The organism is Rugosimonospora acidiphila (genome assembly GCF_039543385.1).
Classification (GTDB): domain Bacteria; phylum Actinomycetota; class Actinomycetes; order Mycobacteriales; family Micromonosporaceae; genus Rugosimonospora; species Rugosimonospora acidiphila.
In genome coordinates, this window is the sequence record NZ_BAABJQ010000004.1 from 285,410 (window position 1) to 303,265 (window position 17,856).

General features: G+C 71.6%; 20 protein-coding genes and 1 pseudogene. 3 read left to right on the top strand and 18 right to left on the bottom strand.

Translation table 11 applies throughout. The features are described 5' to 3' along the window. Window positions 1–49: 49 nt before the first annotated feature. Both ABEA87_RS08980 and ABEA87_RS08985 read left to right on the top strand, forming a co-directional pair. The gene (locus ABEA87_RS08980; RefSeq protein ID WP_345628189.1) at window positions 50–946 is read left to right on the top strand and encodes a tyrosine recombinase XerC; all 897 of its coding nucleotides are present in this window, start codon (window positions 50–52) and stop codon (window positions 944–946) included. 11 nt (window positions 947–957) lie between these two features. Further along, window positions 958–2,139 (top strand): aminotransferase class V-fold PLP-dependent enzyme, encoded by a 1,182-nt coding sequence (locus ABEA87_RS08985; protein ID WP_345627827.1) that lies wholly within the window; start codon window positions 958–960, stop codon window positions 2,137–2,139. Between the two features lie 144 nt (window positions 2,140–2,283). Here the strand turns inward: ABEA87_RS08985 and ABEA87_RS08990 are convergent. After that, window positions 2,284–2,919, bottom strand: a pseudogene (locus tag ABEA87_RS08990) (murein hydrolase activator EnvC family protein); the annotation flags it as partial. 222 nt (window positions 2,920–3,141) lie between these two features. Between ABEA87_RS08990 and ABEA87_RS08995 the strand changes: the two are divergent. Further along, on the top strand, window positions 3,142–3,354 hold the full coding sequence (locus ABEA87_RS08995; protein ID WP_345627829.1) for a hypothetical protein: 213 nt from the start codon (window positions 3,142–3,144) through the stop codon (window positions 3,352–3,354). Between the two features lie 558 nt (window positions 3,355–3,912). Here ABEA87_RS08995 and ABEA87_RS09000 read toward each other — a convergent pair. The 17 genes from ABEA87_RS09000 to ABEA87_RS09080 form a co-directional block, all read right to left on the bottom strand. Then, entirely contained in the window at window positions 3,913–4,233 is a 321-nt protein-coding gene (locus ABEA87_RS09000) for a DUF2469 domain-containing protein (protein WP_203917288.1), read from the bottom strand. After that, window positions 4,230–4,976 carry a ribonuclease HII gene (locus ABEA87_RS09005; RefSeq protein ID WP_345627833.1) on the bottom strand — a complete coding sequence of 249 codons (747 nt, stop codon included), beginning with the start codon at window positions 4,974–4,976 and terminating at the stop codon, window positions 4,230–4,232. Before ABEA87_RS09005 ends, ABEA87_RS09000 begins: the two co-directional genes overlap by 4 nt. Beyond that, window positions 4,976–5,431, bottom strand: coding sequence for an NUDIX hydrolase (locus tag ABEA87_RS09010; RefSeq protein WP_345627835.1), 456 nt, complete (start codon window positions 5,429–5,431; stop codon window positions 4,976–4,978). Before ABEA87_RS09010 ends, ABEA87_RS09005 begins: the two co-directional genes overlap by 1 nt. 10 nt (window positions 5,432–5,441) lie before the next feature. Further along, window positions 5,442–6,083 carry a signal peptidase I gene (gene lepB, locus ABEA87_RS09015; protein WP_345627837.1) on the bottom strand — a complete coding sequence of 214 codons (642 nt, stop codon included), beginning with the start codon at window positions 6,081–6,083 and terminating at the stop codon, window positions 5,442–5,444. Then, the gene (lepB, locus tag ABEA87_RS09020; protein ID WP_345628191.1) at window positions 6,080–6,916 is read right to left on the bottom strand and encodes a signal peptidase I; all 837 of its coding nucleotides are present in this window, start codon (window positions 6,914–6,916) and stop codon (window positions 6,080–6,082) included. The genes lepB (ABEA87_RS09015) and lepB (ABEA87_RS09020) overlap by 4 nt, the downstream gene beginning before the upstream one ends. Window positions 6,917–7,141: 225 nt before the next feature. Next, entirely contained in the window at window positions 7,142–7,498 is a 357-nt protein-coding gene (rplS, locus tag ABEA87_RS09025) for a 50S ribosomal protein L19 (RefSeq protein WP_345627839.1), read from the bottom strand. Between the two features lie 105 nt (window positions 7,499–7,603). Then, window positions 7,604–8,362 carry a tRNA (guanosine(37)-N1)-methyltransferase TrmD gene (trmD, locus tag ABEA87_RS09030; protein ID WP_345627841.1) on the bottom strand — a complete coding sequence of 253 codons (759 nt, stop codon included), beginning with the start codon at window positions 8,360–8,362 and terminating at the stop codon, window positions 7,604–7,606. Between the two features lie 13 nt (window positions 8,363–8,375). Next, on the bottom strand, window positions 8,376–8,933 hold the full coding sequence (gene rimM, locus ABEA87_RS09035; RefSeq protein ID WP_345627843.1) for a ribosome maturation factor RimM: 558 nt from the start codon (window positions 8,931–8,933) through the stop codon (window positions 8,376–8,378). 4 nt (window positions 8,934–8,937) lie between these two features. After that, complete coding sequence (locus ABEA87_RS09040) at window positions 8,938–9,198, bottom strand: RNA-binding protein (protein WP_345627845.1); 261 nt, start codon at window positions 9,196–9,198, stop codon at window positions 8,938–8,940. After that, window positions 9,173–9,661 (bottom strand): 30S ribosomal protein S16, encoded by a 489-nt coding sequence (rpsP, locus tag ABEA87_RS09045; protein WP_345627847.1) that lies wholly within the window; start codon window positions 9,659–9,661, stop codon window positions 9,173–9,175. The genes ABEA87_RS09040 and rpsP overlap by 26 nt, the downstream gene beginning before the upstream one ends. Before the next feature lie 174 nt (window positions 9,662–9,835). Then, a complete protein-coding gene (locus tag ABEA87_RS09050; protein WP_345627848.1) occupies window positions 9,836–10,525 on the bottom strand; it encodes a ribonuclease FAU-1 family protein in 690 nt (229 codons plus the stop codon). Between the two features lie 5 nt (window positions 10,526–10,530). Then, the gene (gene proS / locus ABEA87_RS09055; protein WP_345627849.1) at window positions 10,531–11,937 is read right to left on the bottom strand and encodes a proline--tRNA ligase; all 1,407 of its coding nucleotides are present in this window, start codon (window positions 11,935–11,937) and stop codon (window positions 10,531–10,533) included. Between the two features lie 16 nt (window positions 11,938–11,953). Beyond that, on the bottom strand, window positions 11,954–12,244 hold the full coding sequence (locus ABEA87_RS09060) for a hypothetical protein (protein WP_345627851.1): 291 nt from the start codon (window positions 12,242–12,244) through the stop codon (window positions 11,954–11,956). Between the two features lie 109 nt (window positions 12,245–12,353). Then, complete coding sequence (locus tag ABEA87_RS09065; RefSeq protein WP_345628193.1) at window positions 12,354–13,451, bottom strand: amidohydrolase family protein; 1,098 nt, start codon at window positions 13,449–13,451, stop codon at window positions 12,354–12,356. Between the two features lie 75 nt (window positions 13,452–13,526). Beyond that, window positions 13,527–15,053 (bottom strand): signal recognition particle protein, encoded by a 1,527-nt coding sequence (gene ffh / locus ABEA87_RS09070; RefSeq protein ID WP_345627853.1) that lies wholly within the window; start codon window positions 15,051–15,053, stop codon window positions 13,527–13,529. A 240-nt stretch (window positions 15,054–15,293) separates the two neighbouring features. Further along, window positions 15,294–17,534 carry a [protein-PII] uridylyltransferase gene (locus ABEA87_RS09075; RefSeq protein ID WP_425570802.1) on the bottom strand — a complete coding sequence of 747 codons (2,241 nt, stop codon included), beginning with the start codon at window positions 17,532–17,534 and terminating at the stop codon, window positions 15,294–15,296. Beyond that, window positions 17,509–17,847, bottom strand: a complete 339-nt coding sequence (locus tag ABEA87_RS09080) for a P-II family nitrogen regulator (protein WP_345628195.1) — start codon at window positions 17,845–17,847, stop codon at window positions 17,509–17,511. The genes ABEA87_RS09075 and ABEA87_RS09080 overlap by 26 nt, the downstream gene beginning before the upstream one ends. Window positions 17,848–17,856: the final 9 nt, after the last annotated feature.

A 17,856-nucleotide genomic window follows, 5' to 3' on the forward strand; every position in this document is an offset into this window, starting at 1 on the left:
CGCGGTTGTGAGCAGCACTCGCGGTGTACACGAGGCCCTGCCGCCGCCGATGCGCGAGGCAGTGGACGGTTTCGCCCGCCACCTGGCCAGCGAGCGGGGGCGCTCGGAGCACACCGTCCGGGCGTACGTCACCGACATCGTGTCGCTGCTGGATCATGCCGGTCGGATGGGGTGTTCGCTGCCCGCCGAGCTCGACCTCGGGGTGCTGCGCAGCTGGCTGGCCAGGCTGCGAGGTACGGGGGCCGCCCGTACCTCGCTAGCCCGCCGGGCCGCCGCCGCGCGTACCTTCACCGCCTGGGCGCACCGGGAGGGACTCCTGGCCGGGGATGTCGGCGCCGCGCTGGCCAGCCCAAAGGCCCAACGGACGCTGCCCGGAGTGCTGCGAGCCGACCAGGCGACCGAACTGGTCACCAGCCCCGGCCCCGCCGGGCCTGACACGGAACCGGTGTCTCTGCGCGACCGCGCCATCCTCGAACTGCTGTACGCGACCGGAATCCGGGTCGGCGAGCTGTGCGGACTGGACGTTGACGACGTCGACCGCTCCCGCCGGGTGATCCGGGTGTTCGGTAAGGGCGCCAAGGAGCGCAGCGTCCCGTACGGCCTGCCCGCCGAGGCCGCGATCGATGTCTGGCTGCTCCGGGGGCGCCCCGCCCTGGCTGGCCCTCGCAGCGGGGCGGCGCTGCTGCTCGGCGCGAGAGGCGGTCGGCTGCAGCCGACCATGGCGCGCCAGGTGGTCTCGGCCTACGCGCGGGCCGCCGGGCTGCCGCACACCTCGCCGCACGGCCTGCGCCATTCGGCGGCCACCCACCTGCTGGAGGGCGGCGCCGACCTGCGGTCGGTGCAGGAGCTTCTGGGCCATGCCTCGCTGTCCAGCACCCAGATCTACACCCACGTGTCCATCGAACGTCTGCGCAATGCGTACCGGCAGGCCCACCCACGAGCATAGGATCTCCGCACGTGAACGCCCCTGAGTCACCCGAGCCCCTACCCGGCGCCCGCCTGTTGTTCTCCCTCGACCCGGCGCAGCGCCACCTCAACCACGGCGGGTTCGGCACAACCCCCATCTCCGTGCAGCGCGCGCAGCAACGCCTGCGGGACGAGATGGAGGCCGACCCGCACCGGTTCTTCACCCGCGGCCTGCACGACCGGATCAGGCACACCCGAAGGCACCTGGCCAGCTTCCTGGGTGCCGACCCGGACTCCTCGGCGTTGGTGACCAACACCACCGCCGGGGTCGCCCTGGTCCTCGGCTCGTTGGCCCTCGGCGCTGGCGACGAGGTCATCACGACGGATCACGGGTACGTCTCGGTCGCGCTGGCGATCGCCGCGACCGGAGCCCGAAACCGGGTGGTTCCCGTGGAACTCACGGCAGGCGACGACGAGATCGTTTCGGCCATCGCGTCGGCGGTCGACCCGGCCCGTACCCGGCTGGTGGTCGTCGATCTCACCAGCTCGCCGACCGCGCGCCGCATGCCGATCGAGCGAATCGCCGCGGCTCTGCGACCCACCGGCGTTCCCCTGCTGGTCGACGGCGCGCACGGCCCCGGCGCGCTGCCGCTTGCGGTTGACGCCATCGGCGCCGACTTCTTCGTCGGCAACCTGCACAAGTGGGCGTTCGCGCCGCGCGGAACGGCGATCCTGTCCGTGGCCCCGAAGTGGCGACGCGTCATGGCACCGAGGGTCGTGTCCCGAGCGCAGTCGGAGGGGTTTCCGCACAGCGTCGAGTTCATGGGAATCAGTGACTACACAGGCTGGCTGGCAGCGCCGGCCGGCGTCTTCATGCTGCGCACCCTGGGCCCTGAACGGGTCTGGGCGCACAACGCCGCCCTCGCCCGGTACGGGCAGCACGTCGTGGGTTCGGCCCTCGGTCTGGACATCGACCGCCTCCCGGATCCGGGCGCCGACTCGCCGATGCGGGTGCTGCCGCTGCCGCTACCCGCCGGCCGGAGGTACACGGAGGCGGACGCGGTTGCGCTGCGCGACCAGATCGCCGATCGGCTGAGCGTCAGCGTCGCGATCAACCACTGGCGCGGGGGCCTGCTGCTGCGGCTGTGCGCACAGGTCTACAACCGGGCCGACGACTACGACCAGCTCGCGGAGGCACTCCCCGGCGCGCTCCGCGACGTGCTGTCCGACTAGCGCCGCCGAGTCGTGCCCGGCTCCGGCCGCCCTTCCGGCGGCGATCGGGTACAGCCGGACCGGGGCGGAGTGCAGCAGCAGCAACGGGTCGAGGTACTCGGTATCCCGGCGCAGCCCCCAGTGCAGGCAGGCGGCGATGGGGCAGCCGGGATGGCCGCCGAGCAGGATCCCGATGGGCTGCCCGGCGGACACCGCCTCGCCCGCGTGAACGAGCGGCGACACGGGCTCGTAGGTGGTGCGCAGGCCGCCGGAATGGTCGACGCTGACCACCCCGGTGCCCGCCACGGAGCCGGCGAACGCGATTACGCCCGGCCCTGCGGAGCGGATCACCTCGTCGGGCGTTCCCGCGAGGTCCACGCCCCGGTGCCCGGCCAGCCAGGGCCTGGGCGGCGGAGAGAATCCCCGGGTCACCACGGGCCGGCCGGTCACCGGCCAGCGGTAGGTGGCCGAGGCGCCGGCCGGGTCCACCGGCCCAACGGGATCCACCGGCCCGACGGGATCCACCGGCCCGACGGGATCCACCGGCCCCACCGGGCGCGCCGGCTCGACGCGATCCGCCGGCGCGGCAGGATCGGCGAACCGAACCAGAACGGCACCGCCGCCCAGAACGGCACCGCCGCCCAGAACGGCAGTTCGCGCGGGTACGGTGGCCCGGCCGCGCGCGGGACGGGCCACGGCCGGAGCCGGCGGTAGGAGCAGGAGCACGACGGCGAGCACGAGCGCGCGGTACGTCATGCGGCCAGCCTGGGCACCCGGACCCGGCCGGGCAACCGCGATCATGGCCAGCTGTGGACGGTAGGGGTGGTTGGGGACGGCGAGGGTGCCTCTTGGCGAGAGCGTGGCTGTGGACGGCACCGATCATGGCCGAAGTGCCCTACCTCCGCCGCTCGGCCGCGTGATTCGGCGCCCGATGACCGGTTCGCCGAGCCTTTGCGCGAATCACTCTCGCGATCCGGGAAATCCCCCCTGTCCATGGTCGCCGCGCCGACGCACCATGGAGTCATGGCAAACGGGCACTTCTTGCGGAACGCAGTGCTGGCGGTCGGCGCGCTGGTCGTCATCGGCCTGCTCGCGGGGTGGTTGGTCAGCGCACTGCTGCATGTGATCTTCTACATCGTCGTAGGCGCGCTGGTCGTCGGCGGAGTGATGTACCTCTACGGCAAGGCGAAGCGGTCGGTGCGCGGCGGAGGCCGCCGCTCGATCAAGCGCGGGTGAGACGGGCCGCCCGGCGCGAGACGCGCCGGGCGTGAGCCGTCGCCGCCAAACTCGGGCGCTGCCCACCACGAGATCCGGACCGCCACGAGATCCGGACCGCCACGAGATCCGGACCGCCACGAGATCCGGACCGCCACGAGATCGGACCGCGAGGAGATCTCGGCAGCACCGGGATCAGCAGCAACAAGATCGGGCCCGCACCAAGATCGGGCCAGGACATCAGGCCCGCGATGAGATCGGGTCCGCGATCCGCACCAAGATCGGCCGCACCGCGATGTGGGCTGCCCAGGAGCGGGTCCCGCCGACATTCAAGGCCAACCGACACCCAGGGCCTACCGACGGCCAAGGCCAAACCGACGGCCAAGGCCAAACCGACGGGCCAAGGAGCAGCCGATCAACGCGCCGAGGGTCAATGAGGCACGCCGCGAACGGAAAATTGGGTCGGGATCGGGATGCCGGGACGCAATCGAGGCGTACTGCGCCAAATCAAGGCGGGACAAGTCCAATCGGGACACAACAGGCACAGCCCGGGCCAAGTTCAGGCCCGGAGCGGACCCATCAGGCGCCGAAGGTGGAGTCCGGCAGTGAGATGTCCGGCTTCTCCAACTCCTCGACGTTGACATCCTTGAACGTCATGACCCTGACATTCTTGACGAACCGGGCGGGACGGTACATGTCCCACACCCAGGCGTCGTGCATCTCAACCTCGAAGTAGACCTCGCCGTCCGAATTGCGTACGTGCAGGTCAACCTGGTTGGCGAGGTAGAAGCGGCGCTCCGTCTCGACCACGTAGGAGAACTGGCGCACGATGTCGCGGTACTCCCGGTAGAGCTGAAGCTCCATCTCGGTTTCGTACTTCTCGAGATCTTCGGCGCTCATGCCGCCCCGCCCTCCATGCCGCCATTGTTGCCCAAGGGCGCCTGTCGCGGCACGCGCTCCGGGGACGCCACGCCGACCGTACCGCGCCCGGACACCCGGCCGGCAACCGCCGCCACATTCACGTACGAGAAGCGGTGCTCGGAGCACGGCCCGTGCTCACGCAGCGCTGCCGAGTGCTCCGGCGTCACGTACCCCTTGTGCTCCGCGAAGCCGTATTCGGGGTGAACCTCGTCGAGTTCCCTCATGATCCGATCCCGGGTGACCTTGGCGATCACGCTCGCCGCGGCCACGCACGCGGCCACCTGGTCGCCCTTCCAGACCGCCAGGCCGGGGCCGCCCAGCCCGTCGACCGCGAAGCCGTCGGTCAGCACGTACGCCGGCCGCACCGACAGCCCGGCCAGCGCCCGGCGCATCGCGGCGAGGTTGCACACGTGCAGGCCGCGCCGGTCCACCTCGTCCGGCGGAATGATCACCACCGACCAGGCCACCGCCACCCTGACCACCTCGGCGTAGATCCGCTCGCGGGCCAGCGGGGTGAGCAGCTTGGAGTCGGTCAGTCCGTCGATCTCGCCACGCCGGCCCTCCGGCAGGATGACCGCGCCCGCCACCAGCGGCCCGGCGCAGGCGCCCCGACCCGCCTCGTCAGCGCCGGCCACGTGGGCGAAGCCACGCCGCTGCAGCGCCCGCTCCAGGGCGTAGATGCCACCGGAGCGGTGAACGACGGTACGGCCGGGTGGCAGCATCACACCTCCAGGTAGCCGCGCAGCAACTCGGGCAGGTTTTCCGGGTAGTACCGCTGATCCGTGGCAGCCAGCTCACCGAGCGTCCACCAGCGGTGCCCATCGACCGAGTTGCGCTCGACCTCGTCGAAGCCGCTCGTGTCGACCTGCCACGAATCGACCCGCACCACGAAGAATTCCTGATCCTGACGGTACCGGAGGCCTCCGAACGGAAACTCGGTGACTTGGCGCCAGACCGGTGCCCCGATCCGCGCCGCGTCGACCCGCAGCCCGGTCTCCTCGTACAGCTCCCGGGCCGCGGCCTCCAGCATGGTCTCGCCCTCGTCCAGCCCGCCGCCTGGGGTGAACCAGTAGGTGTGGTCGGGCCGGCCGGGATCGAACGCATGGAAGAGGAGCAGCCGTTGTTGGGCGTCAAGCAGCAGCACCCGGGCGGCGCGCCGGGGAATCGGCTCCGTCACCCCGCCAAGCCTAGGGGCTGGGCACCGTGTTGTAGGTACCCGGCACTGTCAGCCAGTCGGCCCGGTTGAACGGCCAGAACACCACGAAGGCTCGGCCGATCACCGAGTCAGTGGTGATGGTGGCCTTGTCGATGTCGTGGAAGCGCAGGTACTGCTCTCGGGAGTCGCCGGAGTGGAACCGGTTGTCGCCCATCACCCACAGCCGTCCCTTGGGCACGACGATGTCGAACGGGTCCGGGCTGGCCGCGAGGTTGTCGCCATCGTCGGAGTCCAGGTACGTCTCGTTCAGCGGCTTGCCGTTGACGGTGATCCGGTGCTGGGCGTCGCAGCAGACCACATGGTCACCGCCCACGCCGATCACGCGCTTGATGAAGTCGGTCTCGCTCGGGTCGCTGCGCCACTCCGGGGGCGAGTTGAAAACGATCACCTCGCCGCGGTGCGGGTCCCGGAAGTCGTAGACCAGCTTGTTGACGAGCACCCGGTCGTTGATGTTGAGGGTGTGCTCCATCGACTCCGACGGGATGTAGAACGTCTGCAGCACGAAGGCGCGCACCAGGATGGCCACCACGATGGCCACCCCGAGAAGGATCGGGAGCTCGCGCCAGAAGGTGTTCTTCCGCTGCGGCGGCTGGGTTTGCTGCTCGTCAATCACGGGCGAAGCCTACGTCGTCTGCTTGGTCTGAAGAGTCTGGAACGCGCAGGAAAGAGCAAAGACGCGAGTAGTGGGGTAACCAACGGTGCATCCGGCGCCTCCGGCTTCCCCCCTGACGTACCAACGGAGCGCAGGTCGGGAGTGACCGCGCGGTACGGTCCGGCAGAGGACGGTTTGGGGATGTTGCTGAACGTCGAGGGGGTGCCCAGAGTGCGCCATTGGCTCTGCGGCCACACCACGACGAACGCCTTGCCGATCAGGTTGGCGATCGGGACCGGACCCTGACATCGGGAATCCTGGGAGACCAACCGGTGGTCTCCCATCACCCACATCTGCCCGGGGGCCAGCACCACCGGCGCGAACTTGCGCGGGCCGCACCGGCCCGGCGTGGGGTCGATGTCCAGCGGAGAGTTGTCGGTGACGTACGGCTCGTTGAGCGGCTGGCCGTTGACGGTCACCCTGCCCTTGGCGTCACAGCAGGCCACCGTGTCCCCGGGCAGGCCGATCACTCGCTTGATGAAGTCCTGCTCGCTCGGCTGGCTGACACCGACGAGGTCACCCATCGCGCGACCGACCCTGCCCAGCAGTCCGCCGCCGGGCGGCGGCGCCTCGGGCGCCCAGGCCTGGGTACCCCGGAACACGACGATGTCGCCCCGGCGCGGCTGGCGGACGTCGTAGACGACCTTGTTGACCAGCACCCGGTCGCCGATCAGGAGGGTGTTCTCCATCGACCCGGAGGGGATGTAGAACGCCTGGAACAGGAAGGTCCGGATCAGTACAGCCAGGCAGAACGCGACGATCAGCAGCAGCGGCACTTCCTGCCACAGCGGCATGTTCTTGCGTGCGCGATAGACCCGACGGCGCCACGACAAATCCTCGTCGTCGACCACGGCCTCCGCGCGACCCTGCACCCGCTACTCCCCGCAATGCGCGACAACCGCCCAGGGCGGCGTGCTCCGAGCGGTAGCGACAATATAGCCGGCCGACCTCAAAGTTTCGTGGTCGTCTTTTCTACCGTTCCCGGAGCCCGCTGTGGAGGGGTGGGGTCCGGACGAGCCTCAGCTCGCCGGACGCTCGCGGAGCTCCTTGATCTTGGCGGCCTTACCGCGCAGCCCACGCAGGTAGTAGAGCTTCGCCCGGCGCACGTCGCCACGCGTGACGACCTCGATCCGGTCCAGCGAGGGGCTGTTGATCGGGTAGGTGCGCTCGACACCAACGCCGAAGCTGACCTTCCGGATGGTGAAGGTCTCGCGCAGTCCAGCTCCCTGGCGGCGGATAACCACGCCCTGGAAGATCTGAATTCGGGACCGGTTGCCCTCGACCACCCGGGCGTGCACCTTGAGCGTGTCGCCGGCACGGAAGTCCGGGATATCGGTCCGCTGCGACTGGGCGTCCAGAGCGTCCAGCGTGTTCATCGCTGCTGCTTCCTTGGGCTCAAGGCGCGCCGGATCACGGATGTGATCGCGGACGCGCGGGTGGGTTCTGACATCGTGAGGCCGCAAACTGACGCGGCAACCCCACTACTCTGCCACATCGGGGCTGGAGAACTGAAATCCGGCCCCCTCCAGGGCGGCCCGATCATGCCTATCCAGGGCCTGCGGCGGCAGGGCCGGCAACAGATCGGGGCGCCGCCGCGCGGTACGCAGCAGGGACTGGTCGCGCCTCCAGCGGGCGATCCGGCCGTGATCGCCCGAGCGCAGCACCTCCGGCACGGGCAGGTCCCGCCACTGCGCCGGCTTGGTGTACACCGGCGCCTCCAGCAACCCGTCGGCGTGCGACTCCTCGATCAGGGAGTCCGCGTTGCCCAGCACCCCGGGCAGGAGCCTGACCACCGCCTCGAGGACCACCAGCACGGCGACCTCACCGCCGAACAGCACGTAGTCGCCGAGTGAGACCTCGGTCACCGGCATCCGCTCGGCCGCGTGATCGAGTACCCGCTGGTCGATGCCCTCGTACCGGCCGCAGGCGAAGATCAACCGCGGCTCTCCGGCCAGCGCGTGCGCCAGCGGCTGGGTGAACCGGACGCCGGCCGGGGAGGGCACGATGAGGTGCCCGGGGCCGAGTTCGTCCAGCGCTTCGCCCCAGGGCTCGGGGCGCATGACCATGCCGGGGCCGCCCCCGTACGGGGTGTCGTCGACCGTGCGGTGCACGTCGCTGGTCCACGTCCGCAGGTCGTGTACGGCGACATCGAGGATGCCCGTGGCGCGCGCCTTTCCGATCAGGGAAAGCTCCAGCGGCGCCAGGTACTCCGGAAAGATCGTGACGACGTCGACCCTCATCCGGCCGCGTCTCTCATATGTCGAACAGCCCCTCGGGCGGGGTCAACACCACCTGGCCGCCCTTCACGTCAACGGTGGGGACAATCGCCCGGACGAACGGGACCAGCACGTCGCGCCCCTCCGTCAGCCGCACGACGAGCAGGTCGGCGGCCGGGCCGTGCTCGATGCGGACCACCTCGCCCAGCCGCTGCCCGGCGGTGTCGACCGCGTACAGCCCGATCAGCTGGAAGTCGTTGAACTCATCCGGGTCGTCCGGTTCGGCGATGTCCGCGGAGTCCACCCAGAGCCGTACTCCGCGCAGCGCCTCGGCGGTGTTGCGGTCCAGGACGCCCTCGAACGCCACGATCAGCCGGCCCTGGTGTGGGCGCAGCGCCTCGATGAGCAGGCCGCCGGACAGGGCCCGGCCGTTGCCGTTACCGGTGACCGGGGCGGTCGGGACCGGCCCCGTCGGGTCGGCGGCAAGCACCGACCCGACGACGAACCTGTCCCCCGGCGCGTCGGTGGTCACCTCGACCACGACCTCGCCACGGATGCCGTGCGGCCGGACGATCTGCCCGACGACAAGCCGCATGGCGTCAGTACGCGTCGACGATGTCGACCCGTACCCCACGACCGCCGATCGAGGTGATCACCTGGCGCAGCGCCTTGGCGGTGCGCCCGCCCCGGCCGATGACCGTACCGAGGTCCTCCGGATGCACGCGCACCTCCAGCCGCTGTCCGCGACGGGAGTCGACCATCCGGACACGCACATCCTCCGGATGGTCCACGATGCCCTTGACCAGGTGCTCCAGCGCCGGCCGGAGCGACCCGTCAGGCTTGCGTACCGCTGTCGGCACCGGCCGACTCCTCGGTCTGCGCGGGTGCCGCGGCGGCCTCCGCCGGGGCGGTCGTCCCCTCAGCCGTGGCGGCCTTCTTCGCCGCCTTCTTGGTGGCCTTGGCCGGCTCGGCGGGCGTGAGCCCGGCCGCCGCCTGCGACTCCGCCTCGTAGCGGGCCTTGCGGTCCGCCTGCACCGCCGGGACCTTCAGCGGCTCCGGCGCGGGCAGACCCTTGAACTTCTGCCAGTCACCGGTCTTTTCCAGGATCCGCAGCACAGGCTCGCTCGGCTGGGCGCCGACGGACAGCCAGTACTGCGCTCGCTCGGAGTTGACCTCGATCAACGAGGGGTCCTCCTTGGGGTGGTAGACCCCGATGTACTCAATCGCCCGACCGTCCCGCTTGGTGCGGGAGTCGGCGACGACGATGCGGTACTGCGGGTTGCGGATCTTGCCCATCCGAAGAAGCCGGATCTTTACGGCCACTGACGCTCGCTCCTGTTGTGATCCTGATCGCCCAGCCCGCATCGTGGGGTTGATGTTGGCAGGGCTCTCGTGGACTGGCGGCGCGCCCGAGGTAGAGGGCATCGGACGCGTGCCGGATACCAGCCGACCATTGTGCCAGATAACGGCGGCTCAGCCGTAATCAGGTAGCCATGATCAGGTATAGGCCGCCGCGCCACGCACTCGGAGGGGCGGCCGGGGCAGCACCGGCGGCCGGTCCCAGCCGGGCGGCAGTTCGGTCGGCGTGATCCAACTGGGGTCCGGGACGAAGTCGCACCAGGTGCCGTCGAACGGGAACCGGGCCGCCTCGATGTCCCGGATCACCCGCTCCCCCTCGGCCCGGACCGCGGCGGCGTCGGGCACCCAGTAGTGGTCGGGGAAGCCCAGCCGCTCGGTGAACTCCCCCTCGTCCTTCCACCGCCAGTTCAGGTTGGGCTCCACCCAGACGTCCAGGTCCTGGTCGACGATGTCCACGCCGGCCAGGTCGCCGTCCTCCCACCGGATGGCGGGCTCCTCAAGGTTCACGTACCAGCCGGAGAAGCGGCCGGCCTCGTCGCGGAACCACCACACCGAATGGGCCGCGTCCGGGCGCACCAGCTTGAGTACGCCCGGACCGTTCCAGGACAGCTGCGCCAACTGGTAGCTCTGCCGGATCCAATCCCCGAACGGCATGTCCCGCAGGGTCAGTCCGTCCTGATCGACCTCGTGCGCTACCCGGCTACCCGGCGCGACCCACAGCAACAGCCCGCGCTCATCGTCACTGATCACTCGCGCTGGTCGGACCCAACCGATCCGATCGTGGCGGGTGTTGCGGTGCAAGATTATCTTGCCCGACCGAAAAGACATGAATTTTAGTATGCCCTGGCGAGGTACGCGACGAGGTCCGTTTCCTCCTCAGAGTCCGGCACGCCGCCATCCGCGCGGGTCAGGCAGCGCACGGTAACGCCCGAGGCATTGGCCTGCGCCTCCCCGTGCGCACCGACGGCCGACCACGGCACCTTGGCCCAGCCGGTGGCGGACGCCTCGATCGCTTCCTCCACAGTGGACACCTCGACCGTGCGCTCCAGGCGGCTGGCCAGCGCGGAGTCGTACAGCGCCTGCTGGTCTTCCTCCATCGCGGCGGTCACCGCGCGGGTGAGGTCGGCGATCGGGATCGGGGTCTTGGTGCCCGGAATCCGCCGCACCAGCACCACGTTGCCGGCCGCGAGGTCGCGGGGGCCGATCTCCACGCGTACCGGATAGCCCTTGAGCTCGGCGTCCACGGCCCGGCGGCCGAAGGCGGTGTCCACCCGGTCGTCGAGGGCCACCCGGACCCCGGCCTGCGCCAGCTCGTCACGCAGCTTCGCGGCGGTGGCGGCCACGCCGTCGCCGTCCTTGACCACCATCAGGTCGACCTGCACCGGCGCCAGGGCGGGCGGCACGCGCAGCCCGTTGTCGTCGCCGTGGCACATGATCAGCCCGCCGAGCATCCGGGTCGAGGTGCCCCAGGAGGTGGTCCAGGCCAGCTCCCGCGCACCGGAGACGCCCGTGAAGGCGATGTCGAAGGCCCGGGCGAAGTTCTGGCCCAGCTCGTGGCTGGTGCCCATCTGCAGCGCCTTGCCGTCGCGCATCATGCCCTCGAGGGTGTACGTGCTGGTGGCGCCGGCGAACCGCTCACGAGCGGTCTTGCGCCCGACCAGCACCGGCATGGCCAGCAATTTGACCATGAGGTCCTCGTAGACCTCGTGCAGGATGCGCCGCGCGTAGTCGTGGGCGTCGGCCTCGTCGACGTGCGCGGTGTGTCCCTCCTGCCAGAGGAACTCGGTGGTCCGCAGGAGGATCCGCGGGCGCAGCTCCCAACGCACCACGTTGGCCCACTGGTTGAGCAGCAGCGGCAGGTCCCGGTACGAGTCGACCCACTTGGCCATGAACTCGCCGATCACCGTCTCGCTGGTCGGCCGGACCACCACGGGCTCGGCCAGCTCCTTACCGCCGCCGTGGGTGACCACCGCGAGTTCGGGAGCGAAGCCCTCGACATGCTGCGCCTCGCGCCGCAGGTAGGACTCGGGGATGAACAGCGGGAAATAGGCGTTCTGGGCGCCGGCGGCCTTGATCCGCGCGTCCATGCCGGCCTGCATACGCTCCCAGATGGCATAGCCAGCCGGCCTGATCACCATGGTGCCGCGCACCGGCCCGTTGTCGGCCAGTTCGGCCTTGGCTACCAGATCCTGGTACCACCGCGGGAAGTCGTCCGCCTGAGAAGTCAGCACTCGTGCCATAACCCGCACATCCTAGTCAGCCCCCGGCCGCGCCGGGTGCACCACCCGGCTCCGCGGCTCGGCGGGTGCCGCCGGCGGGCGGGTCCGGGCCGGCGATCCCGGCGACGACCCGGGCCGCGACGGTCTCGCCAGACGCCTCCGGCCCGGCCCGGCCGAGCCCGTCCCCGCCGGCCAACGGCCCAGTCGTGCCCTCGGCCGATCCCGCGCCGACCGCCCCCGCGAGCCCGTCCCCGGCCGCCGTCGTCGTCGTCGCGCGGCTGGCCTCCTCGTCCGGCGGCACCGGGGATGCCACGACCGCCGTGGTCATCGCTGGCATCCTGATCCTCGCCGGCGGCGTGGGCGGCGGGCTGCTGGTGCGCCGCCGTCGAGGGTCCCGGTCCGGCCCGGCGTGAGCCGCCGCCCGGGCCGGGGCGGGCTCAGTCGCCGGGCCGTCCGGGGCTGACAACCCGGCCGCGAAGGATGATCCGGCGCGGGTGCAGCAGCGCCCGAAGGTCGGCGCGCGGGTCCTCGTCGTACACGACCAGGTCGGCCAGGCCGCCCTCGACCAGGCCCGGGAAGCCCAACCACTGCCGGGCTCCCCAGGAGCCGGCCCGTAGCACGTCCAGCGGCGGCATCCCGGCCTGCTCGTGCAGCAGCAGCATCTCCCGGGCGGCCAGGCCGTGGTCGATGCCGCCGCCCGCGTCCGAGCCCACGTAAATCGGCACGCCGGCCTCCGCCGCCGCCCGCACCACGGCCGGGAACCCGGCGCCGAGGGCGCGCATGTGCCCGGCGTACCCGGGGAACTTGGCGTCCGCCCGGGCCGCGATGTCGCCGAAGGTCTGGATGTTGATCATCGTGGGTACCAGCGCGGTGCCCTGCGCCGCCATGAGATCAATCAGGTCCGGCGACAGCCCGGTGCCGTGCTCGACCGAGTCGATCCCGGCGCGGACCAGCGTGGCCACCGCCTCCTCGCCGAACACGTGCGCGGCGATCCGGGCCCCGGCGTCGTGCGCGGCGGCGACCGCCGAACGCAGGGTCCGCTCGTCCCAGGCCGGCGCGAGGTCGCCGACGTTCCGGTCGATCCAGTCGCCGACCAGCTTCACCCAGCCGTTGCCGGCCTTGGCCTGCGCGGCGACCGTGGTCGCGACCTCGTCCGCGCCCACCTCGACGCCGATGTCCCGTAGGTATCGGCGGGGCGGGGCGACGTGACGGCCGGCGCGGGCCAGCCGTGGCACGTCGGGGTCGTCGTCCAATTCCGGGTACGGGTATGGCGAGCCGGCGTCCCGGATCGCCAGCACGCCGGCGTCCCGGTCGATGGCGGCCAGCCGCCTGGCCTCGGCCGGGCCGCCCACCGGCAGGCTGCCGGAGGCGATGCCGATGTGACAGTGGGCGTCGACGAGCCCGGGCAGGATGAAGCCCCCGGACGAGACGGTCTCGGCACCCGGTACCGGTTCGGTGGTGACCCGATCGCCGACCAGCCACAGGTCGCGTACCTCGTCGTCGGGCAGGAGCACTCCGCGCACGTGTAACGCCATCGGCCCAGTCAACCCGATCACGTACCGGCGTCACCGTGCGGGTGCCGCCGCGCCGGCGCCATCGCGCCGGGGCGGTCAGCCGTCCTTGCGCTTGGTCAGCTTGTTGAAGTCCAGCTTCGGCGCCTTGAAGCCCGCGCTCGGGTCCAGCGCGCTCGGGTCCAGTCCCGGAGGCAGGGCCGGCATCCCGCCCGGGAAGCCCCCCGGCAGGCCGCCGGACATCCTGGGCCGGCCGCCGCCCTTGGTGCCCTTGCGCTTGTTCTTCGGCGACTTGGTCGCCTTGCGGCGCCCGGGCAGGCCCATCATCCCGCCCATCTGCTTCATCATCTTCTGCGCCTCGGCGAACCGGTTGAGTAGCTGGTTCACGTCCATCACGGTCACCCCGGAGCCGCGAGCGATGCGGGCTCGGCGGGAGCCATTAATGATCTTGGGGTTGACCCGCTCGCCGGGGGTCATCGACCGGATGATCGCCGTGATCCGGTCGAAGTGGCTGTCGTCGAGCTCGGCCAGCTGGTCCTTGACCTGGCCCATGCCGGGCATCATGCCGAGGATGTTGGCGATCGGGCCCATCCGGCGCAGCGCGGTCATCTGCTCCAGGAAGTCCTCGAGCGTGAACGCCTCGCCGCCGGTGACCTTGGCGGCCATCCGCTGCTTCTGGTCCTCGTCGAAGGCCTGCTCGGCATGCTCGATGAGGGTCATCACGTCGCCCATGCCGAGGATGCGCGAGGCCATCCGGTCGGGGTGGAAGACGTCGAAATCCTCGAGCTTCTCGCCGGTGGACGCGAAGAGGATCGCCTGGCCGGTCACGTACCGCACGGACAGGGCGGCACCACCCCGGGCGTCACCGTCCAGCTTGGACAGCACGACACCGGTGATGCCCACCCCGTCGCGGAACGCCTCCGCGGTCGCCACCGCGTCCTGGCCGACCATCGCGTCGATCACGAAGATCGTCTCGTCCGGGCTGACCGCGTCACGGATGGCGGCGGCCTGCGCCATCATCTCGGCGTCGATGCCCAGCCGGCCGGCGGTGTCCACGATGACGATGTCGCGCATGGACCGCCGGGCGTGGTCGATCGAGTCGTTGGCCACCCGCACCGGGTCGCCGACGCCGTTGCCCGGCTCGGGCGCGTACACCTCGACCCCGGCCCGCTGCCCGAGCACCTGCAGCTGGTTGACCGCGTTGGGCCGCTGAAGGTCGGCGGCGACCAGCAGCGGCTGGTGCCCCTGAGCCTTGAGCCAGCGCGCGAGCTTGCCGGCCAGCGTGGTCTTGCCGGAGCCCTGGAGGCCGGCCAGCATGATCACGGTGGGTGGCTGCTTGGCGAACTGCAGCCGGCGGGTCTCGCCGCCCAGGACCGCCACCAGTTCCTCGTGCACGATCTTGATGACCTGCTGGGCCGGGTTGAGCGCCCCGTGCACCTCGGCCCCGCGTGCCCGCTCCTTGATCGAGGCGATGAATGCCTTCACCACCGGCAGCGCCACGTCGGCCTCGAGCAGGGCAAGCCGGATCTCCCGCGCGGTGGCGTCAATGTCGGCGTCGGTCAGCCGGCCTTTGCCACGCAGCTTGGTGAAGATCCCGTTGAGCCGGTCGCTCAGCGTGTCAAACACGGTGCTTCATCCTTGATGTCGGATCCGGTGGGCGGGACCTGCGGCCCCCGACAAGGGTAACCGGCCCGGGCTGGTGGCTTCTGCCGTGGACGTGGCCGGCCCGCGTGCGACGACGCCTCGGCGGGCTCCCGTGGCCACCAATAATGACAAATAGTACCAAAATTCCCAATGCCCGTTAGGTCGCTTCCCCCGAAAGGCGGGACAGGAGGTCGCGGGGCCGGACGAGCCCGCGCGGCACGGTCATTCGGCGGCGGCCAGGACCGCCCTCTCCACCTCGGACCGCGCCGCCGGATCGGACCACTGGCCGAGCAGGTAGAAGGCGTCCACGACGTCCCCGCCGAGCGTGGAGATGCGGGCCGCGCGCACCTCCGCGCCCGCCCCCTCCAGGGCGCGGGCGATCCGGTACAGCAGCCCGGACGCGTCCGCCGCGCGCAGTTCCAGCACCGCGGCGTCGGTCGCCGCGTCCCGGTGCCAGACCACCCTCGCCGCCGCCCCGTCGGCCCGGACCGGTTTCCGCCGGTTCAGCCGCTCGGGCAGCTGCCCCAGCGCCGCCCGGCGCAGATCCGCCTGCAGCGCCTCGGCATCGGGCAGGGCGCCGAACCGGGCCTGCACCGCGCACTGCACCAGCGTCCGGCCCTCGACCGAGGACACGTCGGCGGTGACCACGTCGAGCCGGTGCAGATCGAGGCACCCGGCCACCGCCGCGAGCAGTCCTCGCCGGTCGGTGGCGGCCACCGCGACCCGCTCCCCGTCGATGTGTACCGCCGGCAGCGGCCCGGCGACCAGCCCGCGGTCCGGGCTCGGCGCGGGCGGCACCTCGCCGGTGTCCAGAGTGGACCTGACCCGGTCCACGAGGGACGCGACCAGCCGGCCCTTCCACCGTGACCACGCACCCGGCCCGGTCGCGGCGGCGTCGGCCCGGGTCAACCCGTACAACAGGTCCAGGGTGGTGACGTCGCCGACCGCCTCGGCGACCCGCCGGATGGTGACCGGGTCGGCCAGATCCCGGCGGGTGGCCACATCGGGCAGCAGCAGGTGCAGCCGGACCAGCTTCTCCACCATGGCGGCGTCCCCGGGCGGCAGCCCGAGTTCGGCGGTGATCCGGGCCGCCACGGGCGCGCCCAGCACGCTGTGGTCGGGCGGCGTTCCGGGCCGTGGGGAGGGCAGACCCTTGCCGATGTCGTGCAGGAACGCGGCCAGTACCAGAAGATCCGGCCGGGCCACCTCGCGGGCGAACGCCGTCGCCTCGGCCGCGGCCTGCACCAGGTGGCGATCCACCGTGTACAGGTGCACCGGGTTGTGCTGCGGCAGGCCGCGCAGCCGGCTCCACTCCGGTAGCCAGCCCACCACCAGCCCGTACCGGTCGCACGCCTCCCAGGTGGGCACCAGGCCGGCGCCCGAGCCGAGCAGCGTCAGCAGCGCCTCCCGGGCGGTCGCCGGCCACGGGGTGGGTGGCGGCGGGCAGAACGCGGCCAGCCACTCCAGCGTGGCGCGTGCGATCGGCAGCCGTGCGTTCGCCGCCGCGGCGGCCACCCGCAGCGCCAGGCCGGGCTCCGGGCGGGGCCCGACCGCGGTCCGGGCGAGCACCGCCTCGCCGTCCTGCTCCACAACGTCCCGGCCGATCGGCCGGCGGCTCGGCGACCGGGAGGGCCGGTTCCACCGGTCCATCGCGCGCCACGCGTCGTCGACCGCGTACGCGACGGCCCGCGCGTCCTGCGCGACGCGGCGCAGCAGCGCGTCCCCGTCGGCCAGGTCGAGCAGGTGCGCGACCGCCTCGCGGTCCTGGGCGAGCAGCCGGTCGACCCGGCGCCCGGCGGTCACGTGCAGGGCGTCGCGGACGTCGAGCAGCCGGGTGTGCGCCGCCCGGACCGCGGGCCGGGCCGCGTCCGCCACCCCGGCCATGCCCACGCCGCGCAGGATCGACACGTCACGCAGGCCGCCCCGGGCCTCCTTGACGTCGCCCTCCAGCAGGAAGGCCAGCTCGCCGTGGGTCTGCCAGCGGCCGGTGGTCACCTCGCGCAGCGCCGGCAGTACCTGCGCCGCGGTGCGCCGCCACTGCTGGGCCGCCTGGCCGCGCAGGGCGAGCGCCAGCTCCCGGTCGCCGGCGAGGTAGCGCAGGTCGAGCAGGCCGAGCGCGACCTTGACGTCCTGCCGGGCCACGGCCAGGGCCTCGGGCACGGTACGCACCGAATGGTCGAGGCCGACCCGGGCGTCCCAGATCGGGTACCACAGCGCGTCGGCCAGCTCCCGGATCTCCGGCCCGCCCCGGTGCAGCAGCATCAGGTCGACGTCCCCGTGCGGTGCGCACTCCCGCCGGCCCAGGCCACCGACCGCCACCAGCGCCACCTGGGGGCTGGTCTCCGGCAGCAGGGCGGCCAGCCAAGAGTCGAGCGCCGCCGCACGCGCCTCGCGTGCGGCGGCGCCCACCGTCGTGCGATCGATCACCCGCGCCGGCTCAGAGCGCGTCGAGACCACGCTCACCGGTCCGCACCCGGATCACCTCTTCGACCGGGGTGACCCAGACCTTGCCGTCGCCGATCTTGCCGGTACGGGCGGCGGCGACGATAGCGTCGACCACCTTGTCCAGGTCGATCTCGTCGGTCACCACCTCGACCCGGATCTTGGGCAGGAACTCCACGGTGTACTCGGCGCCCCGGTACACCTCGGTGTGCCCCTTCTGCCGGCCATAGCCCTGCACCTCGCTGACGGTCAAGCCGGCCACGCCCAGGGCGTGCAGCGCCTCCTTGACCGCGTCGAGCTGGTACGGCTTGATGACCGCGGTCACCAGCTTCATGCTCAGTCC